13 protein-coding genes are annotated in these 13322 nt (G+C 60.5%); 1 reads left to right on the top strand and 12 read right to left on the bottom strand.

Going from position 1 to position 13322, the window contains the following annotated elements; genetic code table 11:
• Window positions 1-75: 75 nt before the first annotated feature.
• From OH764_RS36635 to OH764_RS36590, 10 genes are read right to left on the bottom strand one after another with little or no spacing between them, the layout of a single operon-like run.
• Window positions 76-435, bottom strand: coding sequence for a COG4315 family predicted lipoprotein (locus OH764_RS36635; RefSeq protein WP_498851846.1), 360 nt, complete (start codon window positions 433-435; stop codon window positions 76-78).
• A 41-nt stretch (window positions 436-476) separates the two neighbouring features.
• Complete coding sequence (locus OH764_RS36630) at window positions 477-1520, bottom strand: YncE family protein (protein WP_498851845.1); 1044 nt, start codon at window positions 1518-1520, stop codon at window positions 477-479.
• Complete coding sequence (locus OH764_RS36625; protein ID WP_498851844.1) at window positions 1517-2782, bottom strand: MFS transporter; 1266 nt, start codon at window positions 2780-2782, stop codon at window positions 1517-1519. The genes OH764_RS36630 and OH764_RS36625 overlap by 4 nt, the downstream gene beginning before the upstream one ends.
• A complete protein-coding gene (locus OH764_RS36620; protein ID WP_498851843.1) occupies window positions 2769-3197 on the bottom strand; it encodes a chromate resistance protein ChrB domain-containing protein in 429 nt (142 codons plus the stop codon). The genes OH764_RS36625 and OH764_RS36620 overlap by 14 nt, the downstream gene beginning before the upstream one ends.
• Before the next feature lie 41 nt (window positions 3198-3238).
• Window positions 3239-3556, bottom strand: a complete 318-nt coding sequence (locus OH764_RS36615) for a hypothetical protein (RefSeq protein WP_498851842.1) — start codon at window positions 3554-3556, stop codon at window positions 3239-3241.
• A gap of 41 nt (window positions 3557-3597) precedes the next feature.
• Window positions 3598-4188 carry a superoxide dismutase gene (locus OH764_RS36610; RefSeq protein WP_498851841.1) on the bottom strand — a complete coding sequence of 197 codons (591 nt, stop codon included), beginning with the start codon at window positions 4186-4188 and terminating at the stop codon, window positions 3598-3600.
• Window positions 4189-4224: 36 nt separating this feature from the next.
• Window positions 4225-4737 (bottom strand): hypothetical protein, encoded by a 513-nt coding sequence (locus OH764_RS36605; protein WP_498851840.1) that lies wholly within the window; start codon window positions 4735-4737, stop codon window positions 4225-4227.
• Between the two features lie 60 nt (window positions 4738-4797).
• On the bottom strand, window positions 4798-5532 hold the full coding sequence (locus tag OH764_RS36600) for a superoxide dismutase (protein WP_498851839.1): 735 nt from the start codon (window positions 5530-5532) through the stop codon (window positions 4798-4800).
• 37 nt (window positions 5533-5569) lie between these two features.
• Window positions 5570-6754, bottom strand: a complete 1185-nt coding sequence (locus OH764_RS36595) for a chromate transporter (RefSeq protein WP_498851838.1) — start codon at window positions 6752-6754, stop codon at window positions 5570-5572.
• A complete protein-coding gene (locus OH764_RS36590) occupies window positions 6751-7731 on the bottom strand; it encodes a chromate resistance protein ChrB domain-containing protein (RefSeq protein WP_498851837.1) in 981 nt (326 codons plus the stop codon). The genes OH764_RS36595 and OH764_RS36590 overlap by 4 nt, the downstream gene beginning before the upstream one ends.
• 210 nt (window positions 7732-7941) lie before the next feature.
• Between OH764_RS36590 and OH764_RS36585 the strand changes: the two genes are divergently transcribed.
• A complete protein-coding gene (locus OH764_RS36585; protein ID WP_498851836.1) occupies window positions 7942-10296 on the top strand; it encodes a 3-keto-alpha-glucoside-1,2-lyase-like domain-containing protein in 2355 nt (784 codons plus the stop codon).
• 228 nt (window positions 10297-10524) lie between these two features.
• Here the strand turns inward: OH764_RS36585 and OH764_RS36580 are convergent, their stop codons facing one another.
• Window positions 10525-11586, bottom strand: a complete 1062-nt coding sequence (locus OH764_RS36580) for a DMT family transporter (RefSeq protein ID WP_498851835.1) — start codon at window positions 11584-11586, stop codon at window positions 10525-10527.
• Window positions 11587-11890: 304 nt separating this feature from the next.
• Complete coding sequence (locus OH764_RS36575) at window positions 11891-13306, bottom strand: transposase (protein ID WP_498851834.1); 1416 nt, start codon at window positions 13304-13306, stop codon at window positions 11891-11893.
• Window positions 13307-13322: the final 16 nt, after the last annotated feature.

The raw sequence follows: 13322 nt of genomic DNA, 5'->3' as shown, positions 1-13322 counted from the left end.
TCCCTCACTATTCGCGCATGACCGCTTTAGCCGCCGATTTCGGCCAATCATAACCACGCGGGGCCTCGCAACTCGCTATCGTATCCGCACGCTGTGCCAGACCTCGTTAAGACCGTCCCCTGCGTGATCACCTGGTTTTTTGTCCATCAGGCCACGATGTAAAGGCTTTCCCTTGAAGGCCCACTGCGATCCACCGTTAGGCATTGGCATCACGGTCAGGTCACCAGTAGGTCTGTCGCCAGGCGCAGCGAGTGCTGGCGGGAAGTTTCTTTCGCAATCGCCTTCGCACGATCTGGCGTCGGGCGCTCCCTTTCCGTCGAACACGTACAAGGTCATCCCGTGCTCGTCGACCAGCCTGCCATCGCTCACGTGCGGGGCGGCAGCCAAGGCGGAGGTTGCTGTGAGTAGTACCGCCAGCATGGGGATCGCTTTCATGTCTAACCTCCTTTTGCCATCGTTTCCGGTGACACAAAAACTCACCGTGGTGCCATCACACGGAGCACTGGACGACCGTCGACGTTCTTCAGCGGGAAAAAGACGTGATGTGTCGATGGATCGACGCCAACCACGTGCGCGTTAGAGCCGATGCTCCCCTCGCCAGTCTTCGACACAGTCGACGACTCAACGGCGAACATCGACACGATGCCTGCTTCACCAGCAACATAAAGCGTGCCCCGGCCGGGATCGAACGCGAGTACGTCAGGGTCCTCGCCGACGTCAAACGACTGGATGACCTTTCTCGTAAGCAGGTCCAACTCCAGTAGCCTGGCGTTGTCTTCGCAGGCGATAAACGCGAGGTGGAGTTGCGGAACGATGTACAGCCCGTGGTTGCCCTGAGCGCCCGGTAAATCGATCCGCGCAAGGATCGCATCATTCGCGGGATCGATTTCGACAAGTTGTCGCTGTGACTGCGCGTTCACGAAGACGTGCCGAGAAGCGGCGTCGTAGTGTGTGTTGCCGACAGTGCCGCCCAGCTGGATCGTGTTGGTGCGACGATTGGATTGGGTGTCGATCACTGTTTCGGTCCCACCCGTCTCGTCCGACACGTAGAGTTTATGAGTGTCCGGCGCGTAGGCCAACCCGTCCGGATAGATGCCACCCGGCATGCGTGCGATGATCTTTAGCGCACGCTCGTCAATGGCAACGACTTCATTCGAGCCAGTTGCTGACGCATAGACACGCGACAACTCAGGCACAACGAGTACGCCATGCACTTCAGCAATGTTGCCGATGCGAGCAACCACGCGCGAATTTTCTGTGTCGACGACGATGACTTCGCTGTCGCCCAGATGCGCGATGAACAGCAGATGACGAACGGGATCGAAGCTCTCATAGTCGAGACGGGTCGCGCGCCCAGGCAAAGGCACGTCAGCGACATGCGTCAGCGGTAAGGTAGCGCTCACTGATGGGCTGGCGGCCTGAGGAACGCGATACACGAAAACGCCCGCGCCTGCGGACAGCAGGCAGAGAATCACATACAAAAGCACGGCTTTGCGCCGCGACATCGGTTTGTGCGTCATGAAGACCCTCCGTCTGGCCGAACGCGGCGGAATGAGACGAGCAACGAAAGGTCATAGGCAATCTTGAGCAGACCGCAAGCGATCAGCGGAGCGCCGAGCCATCCCAGACCGAGAAGCATCCCGGATAGCGCCGGTGCGAGCGCTGCCGCGAGGCTTCGTGGCACCGCGGTAAAGCTGGCTGCGGCGGGCCGTTCAGCCGGCGTGACGATCGACATGACGTAAGCGCTGCGAGTCGGTACATCCATCTGCGAGAGGGCACTACGCAGGAGGAGAAGCGCCAGGGTCAGCGCGAGCGATGGCGAAAATGCTGCGGCAATGAGGCATACGCTCGACGGGATGTGTGTGAACACCATCGTATTGAGCAAGCCAATCCGGCGCGATAACGGTGCTGCGGCTAGCTGGGAACCCGCGCTGAGTATTCCCGCCCAGAAAAAGAACTGACCTGCCGCGCCGAGCGACAGTCCAAACCGCTGGATCAACCACAAGGTCAGCAGCGAGTTGACGAGAAGGCCACCAGCAAAGGCATCGACGCTAAATAGCAGCGCAAGGTGCGTGACGATTCTGCGTGACGGCCCAAGCGGTACGTGCGTTCTTTCAGCCGTCAGATGGGGCGGGGGTAGATGCCGGTAAAGCACCCAGACGATGAATCCTGTTGTCGAGTAGACGATGAACATCGCGCGCATCGCCATGAGTGGTGGGACCGCGGCATGGGCAGCGACCCATTCGGGCAGTCCTGCCGCGAGGGCTCCGAGTGCGGCAGACAGCGCTCCGACAAGGCTGTAGCGCGCAAACAATGCGGTACGTGCATCGCCTGTTGCCGACTCCGCGAGCCGCGCGTGTTCAAGCGGAAGAAACAGGCTGACATCGCCCGAACTCGGGTTCAGCGTGCCGACGAACGCAACGATGAGCAGTGGCCACAGCGATGACAGTCCGGCGAAGGCCAGACCGGTGGCGATCATGAGCGCTGCCGCGAAGCGCAGCAGGCCGCGCGGCGCAAAGCGATTGCCGACGAGACCCACTAGCACGGTCGCTAAAGCCGAGCCGAACAGCGTGGTGGTGCTGATGAGTCCGACAGCCAGTTGTCCAAAGCCCAGCGCCAGCAGATAGCCGGGAAGCAGCACCGCGACAAAGCCATCGCACATGCCGCGCAACCCACGACCGATAAGCAGGGGCAGCGCGCTTGCGTCCACACCGGCGGGCAAAATCAGGCGTGACACCACACCGCGACCTGCGATCGAGGCCGCTGTCCTAGGTGCGCGCATCGCCCTGACACCACGCATAGAGCGCGTCGTAGACAACCATGCCGTACCGCAGCTGTTCGTGATCGTCGTCAAAATTGCGCGACAGTCCCACGGAAATCGCATAGAGTCCGTTCGCTTCGGGCGCGAGGTCGAGCCGGCTGGTGTCCGCCCCACGCACGATCTGCGCGAGTTTCAGCAGCGCGGGTGCGGTCAGCTGGTACTTCTGCAGGAACGCATCGAAACTGCACAGCTCGCCGTGGTGACCCAGTTCGACGTTCGGCACGTCATAGGGAATGGCACCGGTATCCTGCGCGACCCGCAGCACCTCATCGCGCGGCACGTAAAGGAACTCGGCCTCCTTGTCGATGAACCTGACGATCAGCCACGGACAGGCGATCCGGTCCACCTTGGGACGTTCGCGCGTGATCCATTTCATGATGTTTCTCCATACAGCAGTGATATGCGAGCGGCGCCCGCTCAATCGTCGTCGTCTTCGCCAGCGTCGGTGGCGACCACCTTGCCGCCCTCGTCGATGATGAGCTCCTGCTTCTGGTTGCCGGCGCCCAGCGCGACGGCATAGCGGGTCGTGCCCTTCGCCGTCTGCTTTTCGATTTCGCCGACACTGCGGCCTTGTGCCTGCTGCGCGATCGTTGCCTTGACGGGCGCCGGTAGCTGCGACAGGCCGACCGCTTCCTGATAACGCCCTTCGAGCGGCTTTTCCTTGCACCCGGCTAGCGCGAGGCCTGCGGCCAGAACGAGGCTGGCTAGAGCCAACGGATGAATGCAAATCGACATGACATGCTCCCTGTCGTATGGCGACGCACTGGCGACCTTGATCAGAGGCCCAGTGCGTCGAACCGCGTCGCCACCTGCGTCCAGTTGATGTTTTGCACGAAGGCATTCACATACGCTGCAGCCTTCGCACCGAAATCGATGTGATAGGAGTGCTCGTACATGTCCAGCGCGAGAATCGGCGTGCCGTCCGCAAGGGTGTGCGCGTGGTCGGACGCCCACTGGTTCGTGAGGCGTCCGAGGCGTGGCGACCAGGTCAGCAACACCCAGCCGGAGCCTCCGCCCAATGCCTTGCCCATCGCGGTGAATTCGGCCTCCCAACGCTCGATGCTGCCGAAGTCCCGTACGAGCGCTGCCCCGAGACCGCCCGTTACGGCGTCGCCAGCGCCAAGACTCTCGAAGTACGTCTCGTGCAGGATCACCGAATTCGCAGCGATCAGTTCTTCGCGCTTGAGTCCGTTAAGCACGAACACGGGCGCGCTGGTCACGTCGATCGCGGCCAGCTCCCCGGTGATCGCGTTCAGGCGTTTGACGGCGCCGCCGTAGTTGTTCTCGTAGTGACTGACGATCAGCTTCTCGGACAGACCGGCGAGTTTCGCTGGATCGCAGGCCAGGGGTTTCATCTGAAAGGTCATGGACGTCTCCTGTTGCATCAAACGTGTTGTGCCGTCTCAACGCCTGGAATCGGACTTCCCGACTGCCCCGAATTTCCCTGACAGCCAGTGATCAAGCGACCACGGGCCGCTGCCGGCACCCAGCAACTCGCCAAGGAGCAGCGCGACGCCGAGATACATTGCGCCATAGCCCCAGTCGCCGTGAGGCACGATTACGCTGTTCACGACATCCCGCAGCCAGTCGATTGAGTTCGCAGAATTGGCCATTGCCCGCATGGCGAAAATGGCCACCGCCGGATACCCCGCCAGCCTCGTTCCCAGTCCGGCAAGGAAACTTATTCCGGCGAGGATCTCGACGGCGCGAAGGATCATGCCGGCAGCAACTGCACCGGAAGACAATGCGGAATGGTCAACGTGATAGAACGTGAACAGTTGCTGGATGCTTCCATCGATCGGGCAAAGAAGCAGCACGCCGACCGCAAGCCGGGTTGGCACAACCCATTGCTGCCCTTCTGTGTTGACTGCGGTGTTGATCGCGGCGAGCCATCCGGATCGGGTCAGAAAGCGCATGATTGTGTCCGTCGTCCGTAGCTAGTCAGTCGGCTTCTGGGCGCTCGCGCGCAGCCCGTTTCATGTCAGCCTCCGCGCCGGCGACGCTGCCTGCATTCTCAGCGCCGCGTTGTCCCAGTTGATGAGGCTAAAAAGCTGATTGACGTATTCGTTACGCCGGTTCTGGTACTTCAGGTAATACGCGTGCTCGAAAACGTCGAGGATGAGGATGGGCTGGATGCCCCAGGCTGTCAGCTTCTGATGGTTCTCGCACTGGAGGATCATGAGCTTGCCCGTCGCAGGATGGTAGCCAACGACACCCCAGCCCGATGCTTCTACCGCAATCGTCGAGGCAACCAGCTGTGCCTTGAACTTCGCATACGAACCGAAATTCCTGTCGATTGCTTTGGCCAGCTCGCCCTTCGGTTCACCGCCCTTGCCCGAGATGCTGGTCCAGTAGATCGTGTGCAGGATGTGGCTGGACAGCTGGAACGCGAGTTCTTTCTCGTAGTACTTCACCAGCGCGAAATCGTTTGAGTCCCGCGCCTTCGCGAGGCCGTCTTCCGCCTTGTTTGCGGCAACCACAGCGGGCTTGTGATGAAAGTTGTAGTGCAGTTCGACAGTGCGCGCGCCGATAACAGGTTCAAGCGCGTCGTAGGCAAATGGCAGTGGTGCTGCGGCGTATTTGCCGTCCGCGTCTGTGAGCTTATCGGTGTAACCGGCTTCCTCTGCGGCACGTACGGTTTGTGCCTGGGCCAGCATGATTCCCGCGCCAACAGCAGCGGTGTTGTGCAGGAAGGTACGACGTGTTGCCATGATTGCTTTCCTTGTGGTTGCGCGCACGCGCGTGCCGTCAGATGGCGTGAGAATGAATGAGCGGATAGACAGCAAGACCAAACAGGGCCGCCGCGACGACGATGACCGGCTCCTGCAGCTTCTTGAAGCGCCAGAGCAGCACGACAGTCACAAGGGCGAGCACAACGGTCGGCCAGTCGACGATGGAGCGCCGCGCGATGACTATCACTGAGCCGGTGATGGCGCCCACGGCTGCGGCCGTAATGCCGTCGACGAACGCCTTGACGGCGGGCAGCTTGCCGTATTTCTTGAAGTACGGCGCTGGCAGCACCGTGAACAGGTAGCACGGCAGGAATGTCCCGAGTGCGGCGATACAGGCGCCCGACAATCCCGCGACAAGGTAGCCGATGAAGCCGACCGTGATGACGACCGGCCCCGGCGTGATCATCGCGACGGCGACTGCGTCGACGAACTGCTTGTCGTTGAGCCAGTGGTGTTCGGTCACGACGCCACCGTAGAGGAACGGCACGATCGCGAGTCCCGAGCCGAATACGAACGCACCGGCCTTGGCGAAGAAAAGGCCGATCTGGCCGAGCAGTGGCAGATCAAGACCACTCAGGACGCCGCTCATACCCGGTGCCTGCGTCACTGCGAGCGCGTTCAGTCCGCCCTTGTGTAGCCATTTCGGCGGCGCACGCCAGAACCAGGTGAGCAGACCACCCGCGATAAACAGCCACGCGATTTCGGATTCACTAACGACGGTCACGACCGCGAGCGTCAGGAATATCGCCCACAGCAGTCTGTCTTTGCCGACGGTCTTCCTGGTCAGCTTGTACGCGCTCATCGCGATGATTCCGACGACCGCGGCACCCACGCCATAGAAGACCGCCTGCATCCAGGAGAGGCCGCCGAACTGGGCGTAGGCCCAGCCCAGTGCGACGACCATCAGGAAGGAAGGCAGGACGAAGGCGATACCGGCCACCGTTGCACCGACGACGCGGTAGTGGACGTAGCCGAGGTAAATGCCAAGTTGCGCGGCGAGAGGCCCTGGCATCATCTGAGCCAGCGCCAGCCCCTCCTTGTAGTCCGCTTCGGTGATCCAGCCCCGGCGCTCGACGAGGTCGCGGTGCATGTAGCCGACCAGCGCCACCGGGCCCCCAAAACCGAAGGTGCCGAGACGCAGCATGTAAAGGATCAACTGGCCAAGCGTATAGCCCGGCGCGGTCGCGGTGGTGGAGCTCATGAGCGGCCCCCTGTGTTGCTGTTTTTTGTGCTCGTCGCAAAGTGCGCGTAGATCGAATCAAGCACGCGACCCATTTCGTCGAGCAGCTGATCGTCGTCCGCCGCGCGTTCCCTCGCCCCTGCCATCACTGCTTCGAATCCGATGGCCTCGGGAACGGGGGCGCCGCCGACGTCGAGCGCATGGACCAACTCGCCAAGCCGAAGCAGCGCGGCATCCTTCTCGAGACCGAAGCTCGCAATCAGCACCTCGAACGTCACGCGTTCGCCGACATGCGTGAAGGCGGCGCCGTCGAAATCGAAACCGAGCGCATCGGTGGGACAAGCGCTGGGCGATGTGAGCCAGATGAACTGCGCATCGCGATCGATGAAGCGCCGGATCAACCAGGCGCTCGCAACGCGATCGACCCACAGGTGTTGCCGTGTGGCCCAGGTGCGCCCCTGATAGTCGCCAACTGACAGGCTCCGGATGGGTCGTTCGGCGGAATGGGGTTCACCGGGCGAGAGCACTGTGTCGACCAGACCGATGAAGTCCTGCCACGCAGCCTCTGCACGTGTTGCGGCATCGCCCGGGAAATAATCAATCGCGCCAATGGTGTCGTAGTCCTTGCGCAAACGCCGAAGCAACCGCGTCAGATCAGCCGCCGACTGGCCCGATATCGTCTTGCGCGCGTCCTTCAGCGAGCGCATGAACTCTGCGTGGTCTTCACTGCGGTCGAAAAGAGCCCGGAATTCCGTTTCCTGTGCGGTGTCGAGGCTCGGCGCGCGCAGCAGGTGTGCGGTGCCACCGCTATCTGCGATGGCACCCGCCAGTTCGCGCAGCATCTGTTCACGCTCTTCCGTGTGAGGCAGCAGATAAATGCCGTCACGTAGCACGGCACACCCCTTCGCTTTCAGCGCACGCCAGAAGCGCATGCGGGCTGTGGCGTTTTCCGTTGGAAGCGTGAGGACCAGCAGGGACCAGGTGGTTAATGTACTCATGTAACACACACTACATCGATGTTGCTGTCTCTACAAGAAGTATTTGGGTTTTGTCTGAGCAACGACTATCGTTGTCTGTCAGGGCCCTCGTCGAAGACCTGACTCCCCCGCCGTCCGCGGCCGCCTCCCGTGTTTGGGTTTTGCCCCCGTGGTTTAGCAGCGGCAACCCGCGCCGAATCGAATCGCCTTGCGACAGGAGGAGGACTTGCCATGTCACTCAACGAACTCATCGCTGGTCCCAACCCCGCACGGGATGACGTTCAGCAGACCGCATTCAGCTACGACGTGCTGGGGCGATATCTGTGCAATAACTGGCAGGAAGTGACAGCAGCACAAGGCCCCGGAGGCTATCCGTTCGATGCGGTCGTGATTGGCGCGGGAATGTTCGGTGGCTACTGTGCGGAAAAGCTTTTCCGTCTGGGCGCGACCAGCGCGCTCCGGATACTCGTGCTGGATGCCGGTGGAGTCCTGTTTCCCTCTCATATCCAGAACCTGCCGCAGCAGTTGGGCGGGAATGTTGGCGGCCCCCGTTACCTGCGAACCCGCGATGACACAAGCGGTACGCAGAACGTGATCTGGGGCATGCCGTGGATCAGCAATGAGGCATTTCCGGGGCTCGCGTACTGCTTCGGCGGGCGGTCGTTATTCTGGGGCGGCTGGTCGCCCGCACTCACCGACGCTGACCTGGCCAATTGGCCGGCGGAAATCGTCACGTACCTCAAAAGCCCGGGCGGATACGCGCACACGGCGCAGGAGATCGGGGCTGCGACGACAACCGACTTCATCACGCAGTCCGCGCTTTATAACGCGCTGTTCAACGGAATCACTGGCGCAATTCCGCTCGACGGAATCAACGACGTGAAGGAAGCGCCCCTGGCAGTGCAAGGGGCGGCGCCTCGCTCAGGACTGTTTGCTTTCGACAAGTTCAGTAGCGCGCCCTTCATGATGGACGCGCTACGAAGTGATGTCGCAACGAATACCGCATATGGCGATCAAAGCCGCCGCATCTTCGTTGTGCCCCGTGTTCAGGTGCATCGCCTCAATATTACGGGATCGACCGTGACATCTGTCGACCTCAGTGTTGATGGCACACGCACGACGCAGCCGGTCGCGCCAGGGTGTGCCGTGATTCTCGCCAATGGCACGATTGAGGCAACGCGTCTGGCACTCGAGTCCCTCGGTGTCGGTTCGCAGCAGTTCGGCTCGCCGCGCCTCGGCAATCTGATGGCGCACCTGCGCAGCAACATCACGGTTCGTATCAGGCGCAGCGCACTCGGCCTTAACGAGGCGCCCAGCGACCTCGAAACCGTTGCATTGATCGTGCGGGGAAGCGCGCTCGGGCGACAGTTCCATTTCCAGGTCACAGCCGCCTCCCTCGCCGGTCCGAACCCGGAAAAGAACATGTGGAGCATGGTGCCGGACATTGATGTAATCGACAGCCTTCTTGCGAATCAGGATCAGACGTGGGTGAGCATTACTTTCCGCGGTATTGGCGAGATGGAAGATCAACGTTCCATCAATAACATCGATCCGTCGCGCAGCTGGATAGACCTCAGTCCGGAGACGGACCAATGGGGCATGCGTCGCGCCTGCGTACATCTTATTCCCACGCAGAATGACCTGGCACTCTGGGCCGCGATGGACAAGGCCGCATTTGATCTGGCGCTGGGACTTGCAAAGTCTGCGGCGAATATCGAGTACTGGAACGCCCCCGCCAGTCAATGGCAACCTGCACGGCCACAGCCCGATAGCAATGGAAAAGGGTTCTGGCAGGACCGCCTCGGAACCACACACCATGAGGCAGGACCGCTTTTCATGGGACCGGCGGGCATTGCGATCACGGACGTGAACAGCAGATTCCAGGGCATCTCGAATGCCTATGTCGCCGGTCCAGCCGCGTTTCCGACGCTTGGGTCCGCCAATCCATCGCTGACGGCCCTTTCGCTTGCACGGCGCGTGGCAACGGCTATCACCAACGCGGGGAGCGCGGCTTCAGCACCGGGGTTCGCGCCCCTGTCGCTTGCACCTGCCGACTGGCTCATGGTCAAACAGCCCAATAGTCCGGCTTCGATGATCCACTATGGCTCGGTGATGGAAACGGTCGGCTGGTACGGACTGTACTGGTACATCAAGGAACAGTTCGGGAACTTCGAGCTTTCGGTGGACTGGAGAATCAGTCGACGGGAAGAAAACTCGGGAATCTACATCCGCATTCCTGCCGCGAATGTCCCGAATGCGCTTCAGCAGGCGGACGCCATAGGTCACGAAATCCAGATCGACCAGCGAGGCTACGACTCCGCTACCAACACGGAAGGCCATCTGCTGAAGGTCACGGGCGCAATCTATGATCTGCAGGCGCCGAGTATGTCAACCACCGTCCCGATCGGCGTCTGGAATAACTTTCTCATCGAGGCAAACGGGCCGCGAATTCGCGTCACACTCAACGGTCAGCTCGTCAACGACTATCAGAGCTCCCGTCAGCAGGCGGGCTATATCGCCCTCCAGGCTCACGACTACCTCTCTCGTACGCAGTACAGGAATCTGCAGATCAAAAAGTTGCCTTAGTGTAGACGCGACAGAAACTTGGAGAGGTGCGTTCAGACAAGGCATCGACCGCGGATCGCGCCGTCAGTCAGCGTTTATGTAGGAAACGGAAAACAGAACATAAGCACAGGCAGCAACAATGATCGCGATGGCGACGACGAGCCAGAAGGTGTGATTCCTTTTCACGGCGCAAGACCTGCACAGACAACGCTGTGCCTGCCGACAGATTAGCGCGCCGCGCCGGCGCCATCAATGCGGGTGGCGATGATGGATATCGGGAAAATGCGCATGTGTGTGGGTAATAGGCGTGTGCTGGTGGGGATGCGTGTGCGGCTCCTCACCGTCCCACTCGAAGTCGTGTGTGTGCTGATGGTGCTCGTCGTGCCGGTGCCGATGGTTATGGCCCAGGACCTCGTGAGTGTGCGGATGTTCATGACGCTCACGGATATGCAGCCAGATTCCAAGAGCCATGAGCGCAGCCGCAATCCAGAAAGACAGCGACGGGACCTCGGGCCAGAGGAAAAGCGATAACGCGACGCCGAATATTGGGGCGACAGAAAAATACGCGCCGGTTCGGGCGGTACCGAGATTTCGCAGGGCGACGACAAAAAGAACCAGGCTGACGCCGTAGCCAGCGAAGCCGGTCAGCATGGCTGCTGCAATCTTGCCGACGCCGGGCAGATGTGCACCCAGCAGTAGCGCGATGCACAGATTGACTGAGCCGGCGACCAGTCCTTTCAGACAGGCAATGACCATCGCGTCGTTCGCCGACACTTTGCGCGTCAAATTATTGTCGGCTGCCCACGCAACGCAGGCTGCAACGACGAGCAGGGCACCTGGCGCGACGCCAGCGGCACCCGGCTGCCACGACAGCACGACGCCACCTAACACTATTGCGACCATCCCGAGAAATATCTGTACGTCGACATTCTCGCGGAACACAACCCAGGCAATCACCGCCGTGAATACGCCCTCAAGGTTCAGCAGCAGGGAACTGGTTGCGGCTGGCGTCGTACTGAGGCCGAGCATCAGCAGCGCAGGTCCCGCGACGCCGCCTGCTGCGATTGCGCCAAGGAGCCAGGGCACCTCGGCGAGCTGAATCCGGCTTTCGTTTTCTCGTTCACCGGCCGTGCGACGGAACCGCTGAAGGAGAATTCCGAAGGCGAGACCAACGCCGCTACCAAGGTAAAACAGGCCCGCCACCATGAAGGGCGAGAGAGAGCCGAGCAATGTCTTGGCGAGAGGTGTGGTTGCGCCAAACAGCGCGGCTGCCAGAAGGGCGGTGAAAGCGGCGTTGTGACGGCTATGCATGAGCGGAAGTTCTATGTCGTTGAATGTTACCGTCCGAGGACCTAACCCGAAGCGCTTCGTAGGCAGGAGCAGGACGCCGGGAGTCGCACAATAGGATAACGTCGCCAGCTTACGGAATATGACGCCGAAGTGCCGGTCACACTGGTCTCGCCAAGCCCCCAAGGCATCCGAACGTCCGTTCTCACCCCGATTGTGTTGAAAAAGTCTTGTTTTGGCTCGAAGCGCTGGAGTCCGCGGCACGTTTTTGAGTTGTGGTGATCGGCGAAGCGGCAAACTTGAGCGAGGCAACGATCCCCGTTGCCCGTCATGCGACTGCCTGGTTCATCTGCTTGCTTCCTGGCACTAGCCGCTTGGCCATTCTTCGCAGATTTTGCGCAGTCGCTGCCATCAGGAACTCATCATGGGCACCGCTTGGACCGCGCAGTCGCAGACGGTCCAGTTTCAAGATACGTTTGAGATGGGCGAAGAGCATTTCCACCTTCTTTCGCTCTCGACAAGATTGATTGTATTCAGGCGTGTTCGCAATACGTCTCGTTTTGTCACGCGCAGCTTCATGGATGCTTCGAGCAATCTTGCGGAATGGTGTATTCGGGCAGCAGCGATCCTTCATCGAACAGTTCTCACAGTCAAACTGGCTTGCCCGATAGATTATCGTGTCAGCCTTCGTGATTCGCGAGCGCGGATTTCTGAACTTGCGCCGATCACTGCGTAGTGCGTGCCCGGTGGGGCAGCGATATTCATTGGCCAGTTCATCCCATTTGAACTCGATGCTGGACAATGTATTGTCCTTGCGTGCGGTTTTATCCCAGACCGGAACATGTGGTGCAATTCCTTTCTCTTCGATCATCCAGGCAAGCATCGCCGCTGAGCCATACGCGGTGTCGCCTGCAAGACGTCGAGGTTTGAGATCATGCCGCCGCTCAACGCGGTCAATCATCGTCCTGGTTGATTCCACTTCGTGCGACCGGTTCGCGGGCGTCGCCTCGACGTCCACGATGATCCCTGCCTGCAGGTCAATCAGATAATTGGTCGAGTAGGCGAAGAACGGCAAGCCGCCCTTCGCGGCTGTCCAGCTCGCGGCGGGATCCGTCAGAGATACCCTCTTTGGCGGCTTCGATGTCTCTGCCTTCTCCGCCACTTCGGTGCTTGCCGGATTCGCTTCTTCCAATGCTTCCAGATACTCCCGCACCGCACGGCTTTGGCCCTTGACGCAACCCCAGTCGATGGGCTCAGAACCCGGAACACCGCGTACAGAGCTCGCATCGGCTCTGATGATGCTCGCGTCAATCGCGAATCCTTCACCCTTTACGAGCCCTTCGGACATGCATCGACCCACTACCGACTCGAACACATGGCGTAGCACATCGCTATCGCGGAAGCGACCGTGGCGGTTCTTGGAGAATGTCGAGTGTTCCGGTACGGCGTCCTCCAGGCTCAGGCGGCAGAACAATCGATACGCCAGATTCAGATGCACCTCTTCGCATAGCCTGCGCTCTGACCGGATGCCGAAACAGTAGCCGACGATCAACATGCGGATCATGAGCTCCGGATCAACCGATGGCCGTCCCATCGGACTGTAGTACGGCGCGAGATGCCGGCGTAGATCACTCAGATCCAGGAAGTGATCAATGCCTCTCAACAGGTGCTCGCGAGGGACGTGATTATCGAGGTTGAACGAGTAGAAAAGTTTGTCCTGTCCGCTGCCCAGTTGACCCATCATGACGACTCACTCCCGT

It is taken from the genome of Burkholderia sp. M6-3, from assembly GCF_050858985.1.
GTDB classification, from domain to species: Bacteria; Pseudomonadota; Gammaproteobacteria; order Burkholderiales; family Burkholderiaceae; genus Paraburkholderia; species Paraburkholderia caledonica.
The sequence above is the reverse complement of the archived record's forward strand: the minus strand, read 5'-3'. Positions and strand labels throughout refer to the sequence as shown.

Coding starts and splice junctions, on each gene's coding strand:
- OH764_RS36635 (WP_498851846.1), bottom strand. CDS start 435: ATGAAAGCGATCCCCATGCTGGCGGTACTACTCACAGCAACCTCCGCC.
- OH764_RS36630 (WP_498851845.1), bottom strand. CDS start 1,520: ATGACGCACAAACCGATGTCGCGGCGCAAAGCCGTGCTTTTGTATGTG.
- OH764_RS36625 (WP_498851844.1), bottom strand. CDS start 2,782: ATGCGCGCACCTAGGACAGCGGCCTCGATCGCAGGTCGCGGTGTGGTG.
- OH764_RS36620 (WP_498851843.1), bottom strand. CDS start 3,197: ATGAAATGGATCACGCGCGAACGTCCCAAGGTGGACCGGATCGCCTGT.
- OH764_RS36615 (WP_498851842.1), bottom strand. CDS start 3,556: ATGTCGATTTGCATTCATCCGTTGGCTCTAGCCAGCCTCGTTCTGGCC.
- OH764_RS36610 (WP_498851841.1), bottom strand. CDS start 4,188: ATGACCTTTCAGATGAAACCCCTGGCCTGCGATCCAGCGAAACTCGCC.
- OH764_RS36605 (WP_498851840.1), bottom strand. CDS start 4,737: ATGCGCTTTCTGACCCGATCCGGATGGCTCGCCGCGATCAACACCGCA.
- OH764_RS36600 (WP_498851839.1), bottom strand. CDS start 5,532: ATGGCAACACGTCGTACCTTCCTGCACAACACCGCTGCTGTTGGCGCG.
- OH764_RS36595 (WP_498851838.1), bottom strand. CDS start 6,754: ATGAGCTCCACCACCGCGACCGCGCCGGGCTATACGCTTGGCCAGTTG.
- OH764_RS36590 (WP_498851837.1), bottom strand. CDS start 7,731: ATGAGTACATTAACCACCTGGTCCCTGCTGGTCCTCACGCTTCCAACG.
- OH764_RS36585 (WP_498851836.1), top strand. CDS start 7,942: ATGTCACTCAACGAACTCATCGCTGGTCCCAACCCCGCACGGGATGAC.
- OH764_RS36580 (WP_498851835.1), bottom strand. CDS start 11,586: ATGCATAGCCGTCACAACGCCGCTTTCACCGCCCTTCTGGCAGCCGCG.
- OH764_RS36575 (WP_498851834.1), bottom strand. CDS start 13,306: ATGATGGGTCAACTGGGCAGCGGACAGGACAAACTTTTCTACTCGTTC.